Raw genomic sequence first — 18652 nt, forward strand, 5'->3', positions numbered from 1 at the left:
GCTAGCGTGAGGCCATGACCGGCGCGCCCGTGCGGGTGTTCCTCGTCGACGACCACGAGGTGGTGCGCCGCGGCGTCGCCGACCTGCTCGGCATGGAGGCCGACCTCGAGGTCGTCGGCACCGCCGGGACGGCGGCCGAGGCCCTCGCGCGGGTCCCTGCCGTGCGGCCGGACGTCGTCGTCCTCGACGTGCGCCTGCCCGACGGCGACGGGGTCACCGTCTGCCGGGAGCTGCGGTCGCGCACCGACGTGGCGGTCCTCATGCTCACGTCGTTCGACGACGACCAGTCGCTCTTCGACGCGATCCTCGCCGGGGCGTCCGGCTACGTGCTCAAGCAGGTGCGCGGCACCGACCTGGTCGCGGGCATCCGGACCGTGGCGGCGGGCGGCTCCATGCTGGACCCGCGGGCCACGGGCCGGGTGATGGCGCGGCTGCGCGAGAAGACCGAGGCCGACGACCCTCTCGGCGAGCTCACCCCCCAGGAACGGCGCATCCTGGTCCTCATCGGCGAGGGCATGACGAACCGGCAGATCGGCGCCGAGCTGTTCGTCGCCGAGAAGACGGTGAAGAACTACGTGTCCAGCCTCCTGGCGAAGCTGGGCCTCGAGCGCCGGGTGCAGGCGGCGGTCCTCGCGGCGCGGCTCGATCAGCTCGGCCAGCCGGACGACTCCGAGAGACCGTCCGCCTCCTGACCCGGGGCGGCGACGCTGCTGCGACCGGGCACGAGGGGTACCCGCCAGCGCAGCGCCGTGCCGCCGGCCCGGCCCGGCTGCACCTCGAACGACCCGCCGAGCTCCGCCGCGCGGCGGGAGAGGTTCGCGAGCCCGCTGCGAGGCGCGTCGGCGGCGATCCCGACGCCGTCGTCGACGACCGTCAGGAGGAGGTCGCCGTCGGCGCGCAGCCCGACCCGCACCCGCGTGGCGCGCGCGTGCCGCGCCGCGTTCGACAGGCTCTCCCGCAGCACGGCCACGAGGTGCGCCGCGACGGTGGACGGCACCTGGGCGTCGATCGGCCCCTCGAACCGGACGGTCGGGGCGAAGCCGAGCGCGTGGGTCGCGGCGTCGGCCTCCGCCAGGAGGAGCGAGCGTGTGCCGACCCGGTGCGGGAGGTCGCCGCCCGGGTCGCGCAGCCCGCGGATCGTGGTGCGGATCAGGTCGATCGTCTCGTCGATCTGGTCGATCGCCGACCCGACCCGGCCAACCGTCTCCTGGATCTCCTCCGGGTCCAGCGGGCCGGGGGCGGCGAGGCGGCGGTCGACGGTCTGCAGGGAGAGCCCGGTCGCGTACAGGCGCTGGACCGCCAGGTCGTGCAGGTCGCGCGCGATGCGGTCGCGGTCGCGCACCACGGCGAGCCGGGCCGCGTCCGCGCGCCGCTCGGCCAGCTCGAGCGCGACGGCTGCCTGGTTCGCGAACGCCCCCAGCGCCTCGACGACGACGGTCGGGAAGGGGTCGGCGCCGCGCACGCGCCCGACGACGAGGACGCCGCGCGCCCGTCGCCCGCGGCCCACGAGGGGGAAGGCGGCGACCGGGCCGAGCGTGCCGTCCGGGTGCAGGGCGACGTCGGCGCGGTCGTCGGTGGTGGCGTCGGCGGTGACGACGGGCCGCCCGTCGACGAACGCCATCGCGCTGAACGAGCGCGGCGGGCTCAGCACCTGTCCGCGCAGGCTCTCCGCCCGGATCCCGACCGCCGAGCGGACCACGAGGGCGGGGAGCTCCCGGGCCGGGTCGTCGTCCACCGGCACGGCGATCCCGGCCGTGTCGGCTGCGGACACGCTGATCGCCTCTGCCGCGACGAGGTCGAGCACGCTGTCCGGGTCCTCGCCCGACAGCAGGCGCCGCGCGATCTCGTCGTCGGCCCGCAGCCACCGCTCCCGCAGCCGCGTCTCCTCGTAGAGGCGCGCGTTCTCGACGGCGAAGCTCGCGGCGGTCGCGAACCCCTCCAGGAGCCGCTGGTCGTCCTCGGTGAACTGCCCGCCGCCGTGCTTCTCGGTGAGGTAGAGGTTGCCGAACGGCTCCCCGTGCACCTGGAGCGGCACGCCGAGGAAGCTGCGCATGGGCGGGTGGTGCGGCGGGAACCCGACCGAGCGCGGGTCCGCCGCGATCTCCGGGAGCCGCAGCGGGACGGGGTGCCGGATGAGCTCGCCGAGGAGGCCGTGCCCCGTCGGGTACGGCCCGACGGCGCGGATCTCCTCCTCGGACATGCCGACGGTGAGGAACCGGGCGATCCGCCCCGCGTCCCCGAGCACGCCGAGGGCGGCGTAGCGGGCGTCGACGACCGCGGCGGCGGCCTGCACCACCCGGTGCAGCGTCGTCTCCAGCTCGAGACCGCGCCCGACGGACACGACGGCGTCCAGAAGGACGTCCATGTCCCGCTCCCGGCGACCCTGCCGCGGACTCACGGCACACAGGGTAGGAGCACTGCCAGTTGCACGCGCGTTGTCCCGGTCGTCCGGATCGGGACCATCGGCCGGGCCGTCGGGGCGTTCGGCACTGCCGGACGCCCCGACGCGCGTGGCCCACTGGTGCGGTCGGAGGGGGACGCCATGGCGATCAGCAGCGTGGACGGACTGGTCCGGGACGTCGTCGTGGGTGTCGACGGCTCGGAGGGCGGCTACCACGCGATGGCGTGGGCGGCCGGCGAGGCCGTGCGCCTGGCGGCTCGGCTCGTCGTCGTGCACGCCTACGCCCAGCCGGTCGGCGTCGGGCTGGTGGCGGCCCACGGGCCGGACCCGAGGGTCGAGGCAGAGGCGCTGGTCGCCCGGGCCCGGGTCAGGTACGAGCGCGCCGCACCGGCGCGGAGGACCGGCGGGTCGCCCGGCGGGGTCGAGCTCGTGGCCGTGCGCGGCGACGCCTGCGCCGTCCTCGTGCAGCACGCCCGCCGCGGCGCCGTCGTGGTGGTGGGGCGCCGGGGCGTCGGCACGTTCGACCGCGTCCCCATGGGCTCGATCTCGTCCACCGTGGCGGCGCTGGCTCCCGGCACGGTGGTCGTCGTGCCGCGGGCCGCCCGCGCCCTGGAGCCGCGCCGCGTCGTCGTCGCCGTCGACCCCCGTGAGTCCTCCGACCGGGTGCTCGAGGCCGGGTTCGACGAGGCCGACCGCGCCGGCGTGGCGCTCACGGCGGCGCACTCCGCCGACGAGGGGATGTTCGCGGGCGTCACCGACGGCGACCTGGCGTGGCTGGAGCGGCTGCGGGCCGAGGCGCGGGCCGACCTCGAGGCCCGGGTCGCGCGGTGGGGGGAGAAGTACCCCGCCGTCGACTGGACGGTCGAGACGCGCGGCGGCGTCGCGCCGGGCGCGCTGCTCGCTGCGCTGCGGTCGGACGACCTGGTGGTGACCGGCGGTCGCGCCGCCTCGCTGCAGGTCGGCCGCGCGCGCGGCGGGTCCGACCGGATCGTGCGCCACGCGCCGTGCGCCGTGGCGGTGGTGCACGACTAGCTTGCCGCCGCGCGCCCGTCGACTCCCCCGGCGGGCCGCGGCGGCAGGAACCCGAGCGGCCGGGGGAGGTACGGGGTCCCGGGCGCTCAGGCGCTGAGGGAACGCTGCGACCAGCTGGTGCCGAGCGCGCGCAGGACGTCGCTCGGGTCGCGCCGTGTCGCGTCGGTGTATGCGCGCAGGGACATCACCGACGCGGTGAGCATGGTGGTGATCACCTCGCGCGCGAGGCGGGGGTCGACGCTCGCCTCGTCGAGCAGCTCCTGCACGACGCGCGAGCGGATGCCGAGGTCGGGCTCCGAGCACGCCGTGAGCAGGGCGATCGTCAGCGAGCCGGCGTCCGTGCCGGGGGTGCCTTCGCCGGCACCGGTGCTGTCAGTACCCATGGCGTCCCCCTCCGCGGCCCGACGGGTTCCGGTCTACCGCACGGGACGACGTCGCGCACCCCGGACGGGCTTGCGGCGCGCCGAGGGCAGGCGCAAGGATGCGCGCGATGATCCCCTCGCCCGCGCAGCGCCGACGTGCCGCGCCGCACCTGCTGCCCGCCCTGCTCGGCGTCGGCCTGACCGGCGCCCTCCTGCTGGCCGGGCCTGTCGCCGTCGCCGACGAAGGGCTCACGGAGGAGTCGCACAGCCGGTACGTGCTGCGGGCGAAGGACACCGAGCTGCGGGCCACGACGACCACCACCATCGGCAACGTCACGCCCGACCGCGGGCTGACGTACTACTACTTCACGAGCTACTCGATCGCCGTGCCGGCCGGCGCCGAGGACGTGCGCGCGACGAGCGGTGGCGCCGCCCTGCCGGTGCGGCTCGAGGCGACCGAGGACCCGAGCACCCGGTACGCCGTGGCGACGTTCGCGCCGCTGCGGTACGGACAGACGCGCACCATCGAGTGGAGCTTCGTCGTCCCGGGCGAGCCCGTGCGCTCGAAGGACTACACGCGGGTGGGAGACGGCTTCGCGACGTTCGCGGCGTCGGGCGTGGGGGACGTCGGCCGGACCACGGTCGAGGTGGTGCTGCCGGCGTCGATGACGTTCGACGCGACGTCCGACGCGTTCCGGTCGGAGCGGGACGGGAAGACCGTCACGTACACGGCGACGGAGAACACGGACAAGGACGGCATCTGGGCGGTCGTGTCGGCGCGCGACCCGAAGAAGGCGGACGAGAAGGACGTCGAGGTGGGCGGCACGACGCTCACCCTGCAGAGCTTCCCGGGCGACGAGAAGTGGACCGGTTTCGTGGCGAAGCGGCTGCGGCAGGGCCTGCCGGTGCTGGAGGACCTCGTCGGGCGGCCGTGGCCCGGCGGGCTCGACACGATCCGCGAGGACGTGTCGCCCAAGGTGCTGGGGTACGCGTGGTTCGACCCGGACAAGGACGAGATCGTCATCCCGGAGGACCTCGACTCCGCGACGCTCTACCACGAGCTCGGGCACGCCTGGCTGAACCCGGACCGCCTCACGGAGCGGTGGCTGTCCGAGGGCGTGACGGAGGTGGTGGCGCAGCGCGTCGTGGAGCGGACGGGCGCGTCGAGCGACCCGTGGTCGACGCCCGACCGCCACGCCGACGTCGCCGTGCCCCTGTCGGCCTGGGACGCGCACCCGGGCGAGCTGGACGCGGACGCCGAGCAGTACGGGTACGCGGCGTCGTACACCGTGGTGCGGAAGCTGCTGGGCGGGCTCGACGACGACGCGTTCACCGCGGTGGTCTCGGCGGCCCAGGCGGGGGAGAGCGCGTACGAGCGCCCGGGCTCCATGGAGGAGAACGGCGGCCGGACCGACTGGCGGCGCTTCCTCGACCTGGTGGAGGAGCGGGGCGGCGTCTCCGGTGCCCCGAAGGTGCTGCGCACGTGGGTGCTCGACGCCGAGCAGAAGGCCGTGCTCGAGCCCCGGGCCGCCGCGCGGAAGGCGTACGCGGCCCTGGACGAGGCCGACGGCGCCTGGGCGCCGCCGCTCGGGCTGCGCACGGCCATGACCCGCTGGGAGTTCGGCGAGGCGAAGGACGTGCTGTCCGCCCTCGACGGCGCGGCACGCGACGCCGGCGCCGTCCAGGCCGCCGCGGAGGAGGCCGGGCTGGGCGTCCCCGCGGCGGTGCGCGCGGCCTACGAGGGCGCGTCCGACGCCGACGCCTACGCGGAGCTCGCCACCCTGCTGCCCCGGGCCGCCGAGGTGACGACGCGCGTCGGCGCGGCCGTCCGCGCGTCCGACGCGGACCGCGACCCGGTGACGGAGCTGGGGGCGCTGGTGCTCGGCGTCGACCGGTCGGCCGAGCGGGCGCGGGACGACCTCGCCGCCGGCGACCTGGACGCGGCGGCCGAGCGCGCGGGCGCCGCGTCGGACCGGGCCGGGCTCTCGACGGCCGCCGGTGCCGGCCTGGTCGTGCTGGTGCTGGCGGCGGCCGGCGGGGTGGCCGCGCTCGTGGTGCGCCGTCGACGTCGGTCCGCGGCCGTGGACCCGGCGGCCGCGGACCGTGCCGCAGCGGGGTCAGTCGTCGTGGAGGATGCGCTGGAAGAGGGCGTGATCCTGCCAACGGCCGGCGATCCGGAGGTAGGACGGCGCGGTGCCGATGCGGTCGAAACCGGTCCGCGCGAGCACCTTCTGTGACGCCGCGTTGCGCAGCAGGGTCGCCGCCTGGACGCGGTGCAGGCCCAGGTCGTCGCGGGCGTGGGCGCACGCGGCCTCGACGGCCGCGGTCATGACGCCGCGCCCGGCGAGCGCGGCGTCGACCCAGTAGCCCAGGTGGGCGTTGCGGAACGCCCCGAGCACGATGTCGGACAGGTTCACGCGGCCGACGACCTCGCCGTCGCGCTCGAGCACGAGCGGCACCGACCGGCCGTCCTCGTGCGACCGCAGTTCCGTGGCGACGAGCGCGGCCTGCCGGTCGCCGTCGTAGAACTCCGGCGGCCGCACGGGCTCCCACGGCTCGAGGTGCGTGCGGTTGCGGGTGTACGCGGCCGCGAGCGCCGGGCCGTCGTCGGGGCGCAGCAGGCGCAGGGCGACGCCGGCGGGCAGCGGGGCGCCGGACGGGGTCGAGGGCGTTCCGGTCGCGGGCACGACGGCGAGCCTAGCCCCGGGCCTGGGCCCGCAGGGCCGCGAGCGCGGACCGCACCTCGTCGGCGACCGGGCGGGCCTGCCCGGAGGCGATCCACGCCTCGAACCCGACGCGGAACGCGCCCACGCCCGCCTCGGCGACCATCGAGGCGTCGGGTTCCGGGACCCCGCGGTCGCGCAGGGCTGCCGCGGCGGCGTCGCGCAGCGCGGCGAGCTTGAGGAGCTCCCGCTCCTGGAGGCGCGGGGTCACGGCGATGACGGCGGCGCGGCGGGCGGCGAACTCGCGGCGCTCCTCGAGGACCTCGACGGCGGTGGCGACGGCCTCGCCGACGACGTCGAGGGGGTCGTCGGCGGCGGGCGCGGCGGTGATCGCCGCCCCGACGGCCGCCTCGAGCTCGTGCCCGCCGTCGAACAGCACCTCGCGCTTGTCGGCGAAGTGCCGGAAGTACGTGCGCTCGGTGACGCCGGCGCGCTCGGCGATCTGCGCGGTCGTGGTCTGCTCGAACCCCTGCTCGGCGTAGAGGTCGAGCGCGGCGCGCGTCATGCGCCCGCGCGCGTCGGGTTCCCATCGGGCCATGGTGGACAGTCTAGTGATGACAGTTGCTGACATGCGGGTGTAGCGTGGTTGATGTCAGTAACTGACATCACGGGCCGCGCTGCGGCCCACGAGAGGAGAACCCATGCGCGTCTTCGTCACCGGAGCCTCCGGCTGGATCGGCTCCCACACCGTTCCCCACCTGATCGCCGCCGGGCACGACGTCGTCGGCCTCGGCTACTCGGACGACTCCGCGCGCCGGGTCGAGGCCCTGGGTGCGACCGTCCATCGCGGCGGGCTCGACGACCTGGAGAGCCTGCGCGCCGGCGCCAAGGACGCCGACGCCGTCGTGCACCTGGCCTTCAAGCACGACTTCGACGACTACGTGGGTGCCGGCCGCGTCGAGCGCGCCGCCGTCGCGACCTTCGTCGACGAGCTGGCGGGCAGCGGCCGCGCGCTCCTGCTGGCCTCCGGCCTGGTCGGGACCCCGGGCGTGAGGATGACCGAGAACGACAGGTCCGTGTTCTCCGGCCCGGACGCCCCGCGCGGCGGCTCCGAGGGCCTGGCCCTCGACGCCGCGGACCGCGGCGTGCGGTCGGTGGCGCTGCGGTTCTCGGCCACCGTGCACGGGGTGGGAGACCACGGCTTCACGGCCGTGCTGACGCGGATCGCGCGCGAACGGGGGGTCTCCGGCTACGTCGGCGACGGGTCGGGCCGGTGGCCCGCCGTCCACGTCGACGACGCCGGGCGCCTCGTCGCGCTCGCGGTCGACAAGGCGTCCGCGGGGTCCGCGGTGCACGCCGTCGCAGAGGAGGGCGTGCCCTCCCGCGAGATCGCGGAGGCGATCGGCCGCGCCGTGGGGGTGCCCGCCGTCTCCGTCGACCCGGCGGACTCGGCCGCACACTTCGGCTGGCTCAGCCGGTTCTGGGGCATGGACGCCGTCGCGTCGAGCGCGATCACCCGCGAGCGGCTGGGCTGGGAGCCCGTCGGCCCGACCCTGGTCGAGGACCTCGCCGCCGGCGCCTACGACCACGTGGCGCGCGGCTGACTCGGCGGCGTCAGCCCTGCCGGTCCTCGTCCGCCAGCCGCGGCTCGGTGCGCAGCGCCGGGCGCAGGCCCGCCTTGTCGGCGTAGAACGCGCGGATGTCGTCCATGTCGGCGCGCACGTCGCCGGTGAGGCGGAGGGTGGGGCCGAGGCCGGTCGTCATCGTGGTGCGGTCGACGTACCCGAGCGTCACCGGCAGGTCCGCGGCCCGGGCGATGCGGTAGAAGCCGGACTTCCACCCGTCGCCCGACCGCGTGCCCTCGGGCGTGACGACGAGGTGGAACACCTCGCCGGCGCGGACGTGGGCGAGCACGTCGTCGACCACGCGGCTGGGGTCGCGACGGTCCACGGGGATGCCGCCCAGCGCGCGCATGAGCGGACCGCGCCAACCGGCGAACAGGGTGTGCTTGCCGAGCCAGCGCACGTCCAGCCCGAGCCGCCACGCGATGGCGAGCATGAGCACGAAGTCCCAGTTGGACGTGTGCGGCGCGCCCACCAGCACGCCCGCCTGCGCCGGGGCGGGCTCGCTGCGCAGGGTCCAGCGGCTGAGCCGCCAGTAGGTGCCGGCGAGCGCCCGCCGCAGGGTTCTGAGCATCGGGCGACTCTACCGGCCCGTCTGGCAGAACCCGTGTCGGAGGGCCGCGCCATGCTGCCGGGATGAGCGAGCACGGCGTCCACCACACCATCGACTACCTCGAGCTGCCGGTGACCGACCTCTCGGCGGCCCGGGAGTTCTACGCCGCGGCCTTCGGTTGGGAGTTCGTCTCCTACGGGCCGGGGTACGCGGGCATCCGCACGGCCGCGGAGCAGGCGCCCGCCGAGGCGGGCGGACTGCGCCTCGCGGAGGCCGCCGACGTCTCCCGGGGCGGGCCGTTCGTCCTGCTGTACTCCGACGACCTCGACGCGACGCGGGCCGGTGTGACGGCCGCGGGCGGTCGGGTGGTCGAGGGCCCGTACGAGTTCCCCGGTGGCCGCCGCTTCCACTTCCTCGACCCCAGCGGCAACGAGCTCGGGGTGTGGGCGACGGCCTGACCGGGCTCTGGCAGGCTCGTGCCGTGACCGCCGCCGCGAGCCCCCTCGTCCCGCTCCTTGTCGCCCTCCTCGGGTCGGGCGCGGGAAGCACCGCCGACCACGTCCTGGGGTCGGGCGCCGCCGACGTGCGGCTCGTGCTCGGGAACAACAGCCGGTCGGGGATCTTCGACGTCGCCCGGCGGCACGGCGTCCCGACCGCCCACCTCAGCGGTGTCACGCACCCGGACCCGGGCGACCTCGACGACGCCGTCCTCTCCGCCCTCGACGGCGCCGGGGCCGACGTGGTCGTGCTCGCCGGGTACATGAAGAAGCTCGGGCCGCGGGTCCTCGCCCGCTACGCGGGGCGGATCCTCAACACGCACCCGGCGCTGCTGCCGGAGTTCGGCGGCGCCGGCATGTTCGGCGACCGCGTGCACGAGGCCGTCCTGGCCTCCGGCCGCACGGTCTCCGGTGCGACGGTCCACGTGGTGACGGCGGACTACGACGAGGGACCCGTCGTCGCGCAGACCGAGGTGCCGGTCCTCCCCGGCGACGACGTGCCCGCCCTGCGCGCCCGGGTGCAGGCCGCGGAGAAGGCCCTCCTCGTCGACGTGCTGCAGGCCTGGCGCCCCTGAGCGGGTCAGGCCTCAGCCGCGCGCGAAGGCGAGGCTCTCGGCGACCACGGACACGACCGCGTCGACCTCCGCGGCGTCGCGCGGGCCGTAGATCATGTACTCGGTGCCGAAGTCCTCGTACTGGTGCGGTTCCGCCCACCCGAGCGCGACGAGCTCCTCGCCGCGCTCGTGCGGCAGCACCAGGTGCACGCTCGTGTCGGTCACGCCGTGCAGGTGCACCGGCTCGAGGCGGCGGCCCGGGGCGAGGTTCGTCGCCGGCTCCCGCTCCCGCTCGAGGTCGGCGAGGAAGACCGCGCGCGAGGACTTCGGCGACACCTGGCTGTGGCCCTCGACGACGCCGTCGAGCGCGAAGACGCGGGCGACCAGCTCGCCCCACAGCGCAGGGGTCGAGCGTTGGGTGAGCTGGCGGTGCGGGCCCTCGGCGGACGTGTCAGGACGGTCGCCCGGGCGCGCGGTGGTCAGGTGTGGGGAGGTCGGCACGGTGGCACCGTACCCGCCCCGGCAGCCGGGACGTCAGCCCACGACAGCCAGGGCGAGCACGCCGGCCGCGACGGCGAGCGGCGCCACGACGGCGCCCTGGGTGACGACGCGGCGCATCAGGCCCGCCGGGGCGGAGAACGTGTGCCGCCGGTACTGCTGGAGCCACAGCAGCGTGGCGAGCGACGCCCAGGGCGTGATCAGCGGCCCGGCGTTGACGCCGACGAGCAGCGCCGCCAGCCGGGCGTCGTCGCCCGTCACGGTCGGGGCGAGCGCCAGGTAGGCGGGCAGGTTGTTCACCGCGTTCGCCGACGCCGCGCCGACGGCGGCGACCTGGGCGAGGGACCCTGCGTCGTCACCCGTGCCCACGAGCGGGGCGAGCAGGTCCGTGAGGCCGTGCGCGTGCCACGTGCCGACGACGGCGAACAGGCCGGCGGTGACCACGACCGTGCGCCACGGCACGAGCTCGCGGACCGGCACGAGCAGCGGCACCCGGCGCCACGCCGTCGCCGCCCCGAGCGCGACGACGGCGCCCAGCGCCACGGGCAGGACCGGCAGCCCGGCCGCGAAGCCGGCACCCATGAGGACGACGACGACCCCCGCGATCCACAGCAGCACCGGGTCGGCGGCCCGGCGAGGCTCCGGCAGGGCGTACGTGCCGCGCAGCGCCGGCGCGTGCAGGACGGCGAGCGCGGCGACCACGACCACGAGCACCGCGGCGGCGGGCGCGACCATGACGCCGAGATACCCGGCCTCGAACGACGGTGCGGCCATGAGGTTGGTGAGGTTGGAGACCGGCAGCAGCAGCGATGCCGTGTTGGCGAGCGCCAGCACGGTGAGCGCGAGGGGGAGCGGGTCGCGGCCGGCGCGGCGGGCGACGGCCACGACGGCCGGGGTGAGCAGCACGGCCGTCGTGTCGAGGGACAGGACGACGGTGCAGAGGGCCGCGACCGCGGCCACGAGGAGCCACAGCGCCGGCGCCCGCCCGCGGGCGAGTCGCGCGGCGCCGTCCGCGACGGCGTCGAACAACCCCGCGCCCGCGCAGAGCTCGGCGACCACCGTGAGCAGGACGACGAAGCCGAGCACCGGCCCGGTCAGTGCGGCGAGGGCGCGGGCCTCGGCGGCCGGCAGCGCCCCCGACAGCGGCAGGACCACCACGAGCACCAGGGCGGGCACCCACAGGGGCGGCAGGAGCCGTCGCGCGGGGCGTGTCACGGGCCGAGCGTAGACGCCGGCCCGACCTCAGCCGTATCGACCGACGATGTAGTGATCGACCCCCCGCCGGCAACTGAGGGGTATGAGCACTCGACGCCGACGCCCCGGGGACGCCTCCGCGCCCCTGATCTTCGCGCTCGTGGCGCTCGGCTGCGCCACCGTCTGGGTCGTGTGGCTGGGCGTGCTGATGCTCACCGACGTCTCGGGGCCGCAGCCGGCCGGCTGGGGGCTGGCGGCGGGCGGGGTCGCGGTGCTGGTCGCCGACGGTCTGCTGGTGGCGTCGCTGCTGCGCGGCCCGACGCGGATCGTGGCGCACGACCCGTCCGGCACACGGTGGTCGTTGCGCGCGGCCCCGGTGCCGGTGCGCCTGGCGACGTCGGAGCCCCTCGAGCCCGGGTCGCGCGGGGCGGCCCTCGCGGCCCAGGTCGTGCGTGCCGCCACCCGGCCCGGCACCGCGGACCGGGTCGACCGGGCGCGCGCCGTCCTGGTGCTGCGCCAGATCCTGGAGGTCGCGCAGGCCTCCGACGGGCGGGGCGGCTCCGGCGGCGACGCCGAGTGGGCGCGGGTGCGCGCGGCCGTCGTGGACCTGACCCTGCGGGCGTCGGACCACCCGCCGCACCCGGTCACCCCGCTGCCGTGGGAGGAGCACCTCGCCGCGCCGCAATGAGCTGCCCGCGGCGCCCGTCCGGCCTGATCAGGGGCTCGCCGGGCGGGCGTCGCCGGCGTCGTCCAACGCCTCCGCGACGAGGCGGTGGCCCTGCGCCTCGAATGCGTCGTCGCCCACCTGGTACGCCCAGCAGGCGGTCCCGATCGCCTCGCGCAATCGGGACCGCGACCACGCCCCCGGCTCGCGCGGGTCGTGCCCGTACCCGGCGAGGAACGCCTCCTCGGCGCCTGGGTACCGGCGGAACTCGCGGGACGCGAGACGGTCGAGGTCGCTCATCGCCGGCCGCAGGTCCGCGCGGCCGAGGTCGATGACGCGCACCGTGCCGCCGTCGTCCACCAGCCAGTTGCGTGCCTGCCAGTCGCCGTGCGTCGGGACGACGACGGCGGGCGGCGTGGGCCAGGAGCGGATCAGCGTGCGCAACCGCACCACGTCGCCCGGGGCGATCCGGTGCGGATCGCCCAGCCACCGCTCGGCCCGGGCGTTCGCCCTCGCCTCGTAGCCGACGTCCTCGACGGCGAGCTGCCCGTGCAGGGCGGCCAGCAGCCGCCCCGCCTGCTCGTAGGTGTCCGGTTCGGCGGCGGCGGCGTCGTCCTGGACCAGCCGGCCCGGCTGGTACGTCGTGACGAGCAGCCTGGCGTCGACGTCGGCGTGCACCAGGCGCCCGACCCGGTCCGCGTCCACGGGGGCGCCCGGGCAGTCCGCGAGCCAGGGCCCCGTCCACTCCCGGTGCGCCCGGATCTCCCGCGCGATGTGGTGGTCCTGCTCGCCCCCGGCCTTGACGACGAGCGTCCGGCCCCCCGACGCCACCCGGAGCACCGTCGTCTCCACCAGGCCCCAGCTCATGTCCTCCTCGACCGCGAGGTCCGGCAGCCATGTGCTCAGCAGCGACCGCTGCCGGTCGGAGAGGGCGCAGAGGCCAGGACTCGAGGGAGACATCCGGGCACGGTACCCGGGCGCCGCGGCCCTGGCTCCTGCGTCAGGAGAACGCCCGCCCCTGGTGCCGGGAGCCATCGTCGAGGTACCAGACGATCCGGGCGTCGTCCCAGGCGTCCTCGTCCAGGTGGGAGGCCCACGCCGCCCAGTAACCGTCGTTCAGGTCGGCCCTGAGCCGGCTGCCGTCCGCCGACAGCACCTCGACGCGCGCGACGTCGGCGCCGGCGAGGCCGATCATCACCCGCCCGTCGTCGTCACCGCCGCCGAGGAGCGCCTTCGCCTCGCCCTTCGCGGGGGCGTCCTCGTCGGGCGACCCGCTGAGCGTGTGATACGCCCCGTACGGCGGCACGGCCTCCTGGAGGCACGCGACGAACCGTTGGTCGTCGTCGGCGAACACCGTGAGACCGCCGTCGCCGTGACGCCCCTCGAGGACGGGGCGCAGGGCCGCCGCGCCGCCGCCGGGGACGCAGGCGTGACGCCGCGCGTCGGCCAACGGCGTCCCGGGCACCCCCGGCTCCGGCCAGGCGCTGTCGAGGGCCATCGAGCGCTCGCCTCCGTCGGCCAGCCGCCATTCGAGCGCGATCTCGGCCTCGGCAGGGATCTGCGCGCCCGGTACGAACACGGACCAGAGCCCGTCCTCCGCCTGCCGGGGCTCGATGCTGACCGCGGTCTCGTCGACCAGGCCGTCTATCGACCACTCGGCGAGCAGCCGCACCGACCTGACGTCGGCCCCGGCGACGCCCCACACCACGTACCACTCGTCGTCCTGCACGGCGCCGACCGCGACCTCGTCCTCCGCGGGGGTGGTGGGCGGTTCCTCGGACCAGAGGGTGGTCGACGTGCTGGAGCCCGTCGAGCTCTCGTCGTCCGCGCAGAACCCGGTGAAGCCGATCGCGTCCTCGCGCAGGAGCATCAGGTCCGACCCGTCGCGTGACTCGCGGACGAGCGTGCGCCAGCGCAGCTCGAGTTCGGCGTCGTCGGGCAGGGACGCGGCGGTGAGGCTGCTCTCGCAGCGCGCCAGGGACGACGCGGGTCCAGGCGCGACCTGCGGCGCCAGCACCAGCCCGACGGCGACGATCCCGACGACGCCGGCGGCGGCTGCGCCGAGCTGGACGCGCCGCCTGCGGCGCTCGCGAACGGTGCGGCCTCGGCGGAGCGGTACGACGACGTCGTCGTCGACCAGGGGGAGCGGGTCGTCGCCGTCATGGCCGTCCCGGCGCGCGCGGGCGTCGTCGAGGTCGAGCACGTGCGCGTCGCCGACGCGGCGGCTGCGGGAGGGGCCGGTCCCGTCGTTGGTGCCGTCGAGAACATCGTCGAGCGCGGCGCGGGCGGCGTCGAGCCGCGCGGGGTCGGGGGACGTGGTGGGGGCGAGGCGGGCGAGCCGCTCGTCGATGCCGGCGGTGCTCATGCGGACCTCCTCGAGGACGCGGCGGAGCGAGGTGTGTCGGTGTCACCGATGGCGGGACGGGCGGCGGGGCTGTCGGCCGGGCCGCCGGCGGTGCTGTCCGCAGAGCCGGCGAGCCGGCGTCGGGCGCGGTGCAGCCGGACGTGGAACGCGGCGGTGCTGCAGCCGGCGACGTCGGCCGCGTCGGCGGTGGCGAGGCCGTCCCACGCGACGAGGAGGATCGCCTCCCGCTCCCGCTCGCCGAGGCGGGCGAGGCCGCGCAGCAGGGCGTCGCGCTCGACGGCGAGCGCCTCGGGGGCGGCCTCCGGCAGGGGAGCGGAGGCCGCGAGGGCGGCGAGCTCGTCGTCGAGCGTGCGACGGCGCCGCGCGGCGCGGTGGGCGTTGCGCACGAGGTTGCGGGCCACGACCAGCAGCCACGGCAGCGCCGGGTCGGGGACGTCGTCGAGGCGGCGCCACGCCACGAGGAAGGTCTCGGAGTGCACGTCCTGCGCCGTGTCCGGGTCGGTGTGCCGCCACAGGTACGCCTGGACGCGGACGGCGTGCGCGCACCACAGCGCGGACAGTCGTTCGCGCCGTGCGGCAGCGCCGTCGGGAGCGTCGTCGGGGGTGCTCACACGACGTAGTGTCCCGGGCCGGTCGCTCCTTACACGCGATCTCGGGCCGTCAGGCGGGCTGCTCCCCGGGCTTCACGGCGAGCACGGGGCACGCCGCGGTGAGCAGGATGCGCTGCGCGACGGAGCCCATGAGCAGCTTGCCGACGGGGCTGCGGTGCCGCAGCCCCACGACGACGAGGCGCGCGGAGAGCTCGGCCGCGACGTCGAGCACCTGCTCCGCGACGTCGCGCCCCATCTCCTGCCGCACGACGTGCGGCAGCCCGGTGCCCCGCAGCCGCTCGGCCAGGTCGGCGAGCCCGCCGGGGGCGGCGAACCGCTCGTCCACCAAGGCGTCGCCGCGGGTGCCGTTGACGACGGCGACTCCGCGCCTGCCCGCGGCGGCACCCTCGGCGGCCCACGCGATCGCGTGCTCCAGCGCGGCGTCGCCGAACTCGTCGGGCGTCCAGGCCACCACCACCCAGCCGTCGGCCGGGGGCGGGGTCTGCTCCTGCTCGCTCATCGCGTGCTCCCTTCCAGCTCGGTCTCGGGCTCGGCCTCCGCGACGATCCGCGACTCGGTCCTGTTCCGCCACCGCGACAGCAGCGGGCGGGTCAGCAGCACCAGCGCCAGCACCGCGTAGATGGCGATGGCGAGCGGCTCGCTCCACAGGATGGCCGGGTCGCCGCCGGAGATGGTGAGCGCCTCGCGCAGCTTGGTCTCCATGAGCGGCCCGAGGATGACGCCGAGGATCAGCGGCAGCACCGGCAGCCCGAACCGGCGCATCGCCATCCCGAGCAGGCCGAACACGAGCAGCAGGGCGATGTCGAACGGGTCGAGGTTGGTGGCGTAGGCGCCCAGGCAGGCGAAGAACAGGATGCCCGCGTACAGCTGGGGCCGCGGGATGCGCAGCAGCCGCGCCCACAGCGGCGCGAGCGGCAGGTTGAGCACCAGCAGCAGCAGGTTGCCGATCAGCAGGCTGGCGAGCAGCGTCCACACCATGTCCGCGTGCTCGGTCATGAGCTGCGGGCCGGGCTGGATGCCGTACCCCTGCAGCGCGGACAGCATCACGGACGCCGTCGCCGTCACGGGCAGGCCGAGCGCCAGCATCGGCACGAGCATGCCCGCGGCCGAGGCGTTGTTCGCGGCCTCCGGTCCGGCGACGCCCTCGATGGCGCCCCGGCCGAACTCGTCCTTGGCGTCCGCCCGCCGCTTGGCCACGCCGCGCTTCGCCAGGCTGCGCTCGGTGACGAACGACAGGAACGTCGGCAGCTCGGCGCCGCCCGCGGGCAGCGCGCCGAAGGGGAACCCGTACGCGGTGCCGCGCAGCCAGGGCTTCCACGACCGGCGCAGGTCCGCGCGGCCCAGCCACGGCTGCCCGACCGGCACGACGCGGGCGGGCTTGCGCCGCAGGTGCGCCGCGACCCACAGGGCCTCGCCGAGGGCGAAGATGCCGACGGCCACCACCACGATGTCGAGGCGGTCCACGAGCTGCGTGACGCCGAACGTCAGGCGCGGCTGCCCGGTGTTGAGGTCCAGCCCCACCAGGCCGATCGTCAGGCCGACGAACAGCGACATGAGGCCGCGCAGCGGGCTCGCGCCGAGCACGGTCGCGGTCATGACCAGCGCCAGCACCATGAGCGCGAAGTACGACGGCGCGCCGATCTCGACGGCGACGTCGGCCAGCGCGGGCGCGAACATCGCGACGAGCAGCGTGCCGATCGTGCCGGCCACGAACGACCCGAGGGCGGCGGTCGCCAGCGCCTGCGCGCCCCGCCCGGCGCGGGCCATGCGGTTGCCCTCGAGCGCCGTCATCACGGACGCGGACTCGCCGGGCGTGTTGAGCAGGATCGACGTCGTCGACCCGCCGTACATGCCGCCGTAGTACAGGCCGGCGAACATGATGAACGCCTGCGTGGGCTCCAGCCCGAACGTCACGGGCAGCAGCAGCGCGATCGCCATCGCCGGCCCGATGCCGGGCAGCACGCCGACGAACGTGCCGAGCAGCACGCCCACCGCGGCGTACAGCAGGTTCATGGGGGTGAGGGCGGCGGCGAGGCCGTCCGCCAGCAGTCCGAGGTTGTCCATCAGAGCCTCACAGGATCCCGTCGAGGACGCCGGGGGTGAGCGGGATGCCCAGCCCGACGACGAAGCCGTACCAGCTGGCCACGGCGAGCACGAGGCCCACCAGCACGTCGCGGATCACCGTGCGGCTGCCGAGCGCCCACGCCGACCCGGCGAACAGGACGGCGCCCGCGAGCGCCCACCCGAGCCAGCTCACGGTGGCGACGGTCAGCAGGATGACGCCGACCAGCTTCAGCACCGTGGGCCAGTCGGCGGGGGTCGTGACGTCGACGTCCTCGCCCGCCTCCGGCTCGGGGCGCGAGCCGCGCGCGGTCGCGACGGCCAGCAGGATGCTCGTCACGGCCAGCCCGGCGCCGATCACGAACGGGAAGATGCGCGGGCCCACGGGGTCGGCGAACCCGACCTCGAGCGTCGCGGCGTCGTAGACGGTGTACGCGCCGACGACGAGCAGCACGGCCGCCAGCCCGTACTGGGCGGCGTCGACGCGGGGCGTGGCCGCCGTCGGCGTCTCCTCCTGGGTGCTCACAGCAGGTTCAGCTCCTTCAGGGTGGTCGACACCCGCTCGTCCTGCTCGCGCAGGAACTGCTCGAAGTCGTCGCCGGTGGTGAAGGCGTCGGTCCAGCCGTTGTCGGCCAGGGCCTCCTCCCACTCGGGCGAGTCGTGCATGCGGGTGAGGTAGTCGACGAGCCGGTCGCGCGCCTCGTCGCTGATGCCGGGCGGGGCGACGACCCCGCGCCAGTTGGTGAAGACGAGGTCGATCCCGGACTCGGTGAGGGTCGGGACGTCGGCGAAGGCGTCCCCGGCGACGCGCTCCTCGCCGGAGACGGCGAGCACGCGCAGCTCGCCCGCCTCGATCTGCCCCTCGAACTCGGCGAGGCCGGAGAACCCGACCTGGATCTTGTGGCCCAGCAGGGCGCTGGTCAGCGGGCCGCCGCCGTCGTAGGGCACGTACCGCAGGTCCTTCGGGTCGACGCCGGTCGCCTTGGCGAGCTGCATGGGGAACAGGTGGTCGGGCCCGCCGGGCGACGACCCGCCGCCCACGACCACGGAGCCCGGGTCGTCCTCCCACGCGGCGACGAGGTCGTCGATGGTCTCGAACGGCGAGTCCGCGGGGACGAGCACGCCCTCCTGCTCCTCGATGAGCTGGGCGATCGGCGTCGCGTCGTGCGGGCGGGCGTCCACGCCGAACGAGTACGTGGAGCCGACCACGCCGAGCCCGAGCGTCATGAGGAGCCGCTCGTTGCCCGCCTCGCCCATGAGCCGCGACATGGCGACCGAGCCGCCCGCGCCGAGGATGTTGGTGACCTGGATGTCGCCGCCGGTGATGCCGTCGCGGTCCAGGACGCCGACGGCCGCGCGGCCGGTCTGGTCGTAGCCGCCGCCAGGGCTGTTGGGGATCCACATGTCGAGGTCGGTCGAGTCGTCGCCGCGCGTGACCCCGCAGGCGGCGGTCACGGCGACCAGGGCGGTCGCCAGGGTCGCGGCGACGGCGGCGCGCAGGCCGCGTCGTCGGCGGGATGTCGTCGTCGACACCGGGTACTCCAGACTGTCGGTGCTGCGGGGCGGCTGTGCCCC

General features: G+C 76.0%; 21 protein-coding genes. 7 read left to right on the top strand and 14 right to left on the bottom strand.

From position 1 onward, the window contains the following. Positions 1-14: 14 nt before the first annotated feature. Entirely contained in the window at positions 15-692 is a 678-nt protein-coding gene (locus tag ACFQ8T_RS07645; RefSeq protein WP_430545950.1) for a response regulator, read from the top strand. Here ACFQ8T_RS07645 and ACFQ8T_RS07650 read toward each other — a convergent pair. Then, a complete protein-coding gene (locus ACFQ8T_RS07650) occupies positions 647-2365 on the bottom strand; it encodes a GAF domain-containing protein (protein ID WP_430545951.1) in 1719 nt (572 codons plus the stop codon). The two genes, ACFQ8T_RS07645 and ACFQ8T_RS07650, sit on opposite strands and share 46 nt — an antisense overlap. A gap of 177 nt (positions 2366-2542) precedes the next feature. Here ACFQ8T_RS07650 and ACFQ8T_RS07655 point away from each other — a divergent pair, with 177 nt between their 5' ends. Next, on the top strand, positions 2543-3433 hold the full coding sequence (locus ACFQ8T_RS07655) for a universal stress protein (protein ID WP_430545952.1): 891 nt from the start codon (positions 2543-2545) through the stop codon (positions 3431-3433). 86 nt (positions 3434-3519) lie between these two features. Here the strand turns inward: ACFQ8T_RS07655 and ACFQ8T_RS07660 are convergent, their stop codons facing one another. Then, complete coding sequence (locus ACFQ8T_RS07660; protein ID WP_430545953.1) at positions 3520-3816, bottom strand: hypothetical protein; 297 nt, start codon at positions 3814-3816, stop codon at positions 3520-3522. 107 nt (positions 3817-3923) lie between these two features. Between ACFQ8T_RS07660 and ACFQ8T_RS07665 the strand changes: the two genes are divergently transcribed. Then, positions 3924-6032, top strand: coding sequence for a hypothetical protein (locus ACFQ8T_RS07665; RefSeq protein ID WP_430545954.1), 2109 nt, complete (start codon positions 3924-3926; stop codon positions 6030-6032). On the opposite strand, the gene ACFQ8T_RS07670 is transcribed toward ACFQ8T_RS07665, so the two are convergent. Beyond that, entirely contained in the window at positions 5913-6482 is a 570-nt protein-coding gene (locus ACFQ8T_RS07670) for a GNAT family N-acetyltransferase (protein WP_430545955.1), read from the bottom strand. The genes ACFQ8T_RS07665 and ACFQ8T_RS07670 overlap by 120 nt on opposite strands. Before the next feature lie 10 nt (positions 6483-6492). Continuing rightward, entirely contained in the window at positions 6493-7056 is a 564-nt protein-coding gene (locus ACFQ8T_RS07675; protein ID WP_430545956.1) for a TetR/AcrR family transcriptional regulator, read from the bottom strand. A 103-nt stretch (positions 7057-7159) separates the two neighbouring features. On the opposite strand from ACFQ8T_RS07675, the gene ACFQ8T_RS07680 reads away from it, so the two are divergent. Beyond that, positions 7160-8062, top strand: a complete 903-nt coding sequence (locus ACFQ8T_RS07680) for an SDR family oxidoreductase (RefSeq protein WP_430545957.1) — start codon at positions 7160-7162, stop codon at positions 8060-8062. 10 nt (positions 8063-8072) lie between these two features. Here the strand turns inward: ACFQ8T_RS07680 and ACFQ8T_RS07685 are convergent, their stop codons facing one another. Then, entirely contained in the window at positions 8073-8654 is a 582-nt protein-coding gene (locus ACFQ8T_RS07685) for a 1-acyl-sn-glycerol-3-phosphate acyltransferase (protein ID WP_430545958.1), read from the bottom strand. Positions 8655-8716: 62 nt separating this feature from the next. On the opposite strand from ACFQ8T_RS07685, the gene ACFQ8T_RS07690 reads away from it, so the two are divergent. After that, positions 8717-9091 carry a VOC family protein gene (locus ACFQ8T_RS07690; RefSeq protein WP_430545959.1) on the top strand — a complete coding sequence of 125 codons (375 nt, stop codon included), beginning with the start codon at positions 8717-8719 and terminating at the stop codon, positions 9089-9091. Between the two features lie 23 nt (positions 9092-9114). Continuing rightward, the gene (locus ACFQ8T_RS07695; RefSeq protein WP_430545960.1) at positions 9115-9705 is read left to right on the top strand and encodes a formyltransferase family protein; all 591 of its coding nucleotides are present in this window, start codon (positions 9115-9117) and stop codon (positions 9703-9705) included. Between the two features lie 12 nt (positions 9706-9717). Here ACFQ8T_RS07695 and ACFQ8T_RS07700 read toward each other — a convergent pair whose 3' ends face one another. Next, positions 9718-10185 (bottom strand): luciferase family protein, encoded by a 468-nt coding sequence (locus tag ACFQ8T_RS07700; protein WP_430545961.1) that lies wholly within the window; start codon positions 10183-10185, stop codon positions 9718-9720. Between the two features lie 33 nt (positions 10186-10218). Next, positions 10219-11397 carry an SLC13 family permease gene (locus tag ACFQ8T_RS07705; protein WP_430545962.1) on the bottom strand — a complete coding sequence of 393 codons (1179 nt, stop codon included), beginning with the start codon at positions 11395-11397 and terminating at the stop codon, positions 10219-10221. Between the two features lie 82 nt (positions 11398-11479). Between ACFQ8T_RS07705 and ACFQ8T_RS07710 the strand changes: the two genes are divergently transcribed. After that, positions 11480-12064 carry a hypothetical protein gene (locus ACFQ8T_RS07710; protein WP_430545963.1) on the top strand — a complete coding sequence of 195 codons (585 nt, stop codon included), beginning with the start codon at positions 11480-11482 and terminating at the stop codon, positions 12062-12064. 27 nt (positions 12065-12091) lie between these two features. Here the strand turns inward: ACFQ8T_RS07710 and ACFQ8T_RS07715 are convergent, their stop codons facing one another. From ACFQ8T_RS07715 to ACFQ8T_RS07745, 7 genes are read right to left on the bottom strand one after another with little or no spacing between them, the layout of a single operon-like run. After that, on the bottom strand, positions 12092-13000 hold the full coding sequence (locus tag ACFQ8T_RS07715) for an aminoglycoside phosphotransferase family protein (RefSeq protein ID WP_430545964.1): 909 nt from the start codon (positions 12998-13000) through the stop codon (positions 12092-12094). A gap of 40 nt (positions 13001-13040) precedes the next feature. Further along, positions 13041-14405 (bottom strand): hypothetical protein, encoded by a 1365-nt coding sequence (locus ACFQ8T_RS07720; protein WP_430545965.1) that lies wholly within the window; start codon positions 14403-14405, stop codon positions 13041-13043. After that, the gene (locus ACFQ8T_RS07725; protein ID WP_430545966.1) at positions 14402-15016 is read right to left on the bottom strand and encodes an RNA polymerase sigma factor; all 615 of its coding nucleotides are present in this window, start codon (positions 15014-15016) and stop codon (positions 14402-14404) included. The genes ACFQ8T_RS07720 and ACFQ8T_RS07725 overlap by 4 nt, the downstream gene beginning before the upstream one ends. 49 nt (positions 15017-15065) lie before the next feature. Beyond that, the gene (locus tag ACFQ8T_RS07730) at positions 15066-15515 is read right to left on the bottom strand and encodes a universal stress protein (RefSeq protein ID WP_430545967.1); all 450 of its coding nucleotides are present in this window, start codon (positions 15513-15515) and stop codon (positions 15066-15068) included. Beyond that, positions 15512-17080 carry a tripartite tricarboxylate transporter permease gene (locus tag ACFQ8T_RS07735; RefSeq protein WP_430545968.1) on the bottom strand — a complete coding sequence of 523 codons (1569 nt, stop codon included), beginning with the start codon at positions 17078-17080 and terminating at the stop codon, positions 15512-15514. The genes ACFQ8T_RS07730 and ACFQ8T_RS07735 overlap by 4 nt, the downstream gene beginning before the upstream one ends. 7 nt (positions 17081-17087) lie before the next feature. Continuing rightward, positions 17088-17603, bottom strand: coding sequence for a tripartite tricarboxylate transporter TctB family protein (locus tag ACFQ8T_RS07740; protein ID WP_430545969.1), 516 nt, complete (start codon positions 17601-17603; stop codon positions 17088-17090). Beyond that, positions 17600-18610, bottom strand: coding sequence for a Bug family tripartite tricarboxylate transporter substrate binding protein (locus tag ACFQ8T_RS07745; RefSeq protein WP_430545970.1), 1011 nt, complete (start codon positions 18608-18610; stop codon positions 17600-17602). Before ACFQ8T_RS07745 ends, ACFQ8T_RS07740 begins: the two co-directional genes overlap by 4 nt. Positions 18611-18652: the final 42 nt, after the last annotated feature.

The organism is Isoptericola sp. NPDC056618, from assembly GCF_042792715.1.
GTDB classification, from domain to species: domain Bacteria; phylum Actinomycetota; class Actinomycetes; order Actinomycetales; family Cellulomonadaceae; genus Isoptericola; species Isoptericola nanjingensis.

Bases quoted from the DNA above. Each gene is read 5' to 3' on its own strand.
- ACFQ8T_RS07710 (WP_430545963.1), top strand. From the start codon at position 11,480: ATGAGCACTCGACGCCGACGCCCCGGGGACGCCTCCGCGCCCCTGATC.
- ACFQ8T_RS07660 (WP_430545953.1), bottom strand. From the start codon at position 3,816: ATGGGTACTGACAGCACCGGTGCCGGCGAAGGCACCCCCGGCACGGAC.
- ACFQ8T_RS07680 (WP_430545957.1), top strand. From the start codon at position 7,160: ATGCGCGTCTTCGTCACCGGAGCCTCCGGCTGGATCGGCTCCCACACC.
- ACFQ8T_RS07675 (WP_430545956.1), bottom strand. From the start codon at position 7,056: ATGGCCCGATGGGAACCCGACGCGCGCGGGCGCATGACGCGCGCCGCG.
- ACFQ8T_RS07720 (WP_430545965.1), bottom strand. From the start codon at position 14,405: ATGAGCACCGCCGGCATCGACGAGCGGCTCGCCCGCCTCGCCCCCACC.
- ACFQ8T_RS07650 (WP_430545951.1), bottom strand. From the start codon at position 2,365: ATGGACGTCCTTCTGGACGCCGTCGTGTCCGTCGGGCGCGGTCTCGAG.
- ACFQ8T_RS07730 (WP_430545967.1), bottom strand. From the start codon at position 15,515: ATGAGCGAGCAGGAGCAGACCCCGCCCCCGGCCGACGGCTGGGTGGTG.
- ACFQ8T_RS07655 (WP_430545952.1), top strand. From the start codon at position 2,543: ATGGCGATCAGCAGCGTGGACGGACTGGTCCGGGACGTCGTCGTGGGT.
- ACFQ8T_RS07665 (WP_430545954.1), top strand. From the start codon at position 3,924: ATGATCCCCTCGCCCGCGCAGCGCCGACGTGCCGCGCCGCACCTGCTG.
- ACFQ8T_RS07715 (WP_430545964.1), bottom strand. From the start codon at position 13,000: ATGTCTCCCTCGAGTCCTGGCCTCTGCGCCCTCTCCGACCGGCAGCGG.
- ACFQ8T_RS07685 (WP_430545958.1), bottom strand. From the start codon at position 8,654: ATGCTCAGAACCCTGCGGCGGGCGCTCGCCGGCACCTACTGGCGGCTC.
- ACFQ8T_RS07645 (WP_430545950.1), top strand. From the start codon at position 15: ATGACCGGCGCGCCCGTGCGGGTGTTCCTCGTCGACGACCACGAGGTG.
- ACFQ8T_RS07690 (WP_430545959.1), top strand. From the start codon at position 8,717: ATGAGCGAGCACGGCGTCCACCACACCATCGACTACCTCGAGCTGCCG.
- ACFQ8T_RS07735 (WP_430545968.1), bottom strand. From the start codon at position 17,080: ATGGACAACCTCGGACTGCTGGCGGACGGCCTCGCCGCCGCCCTCACC.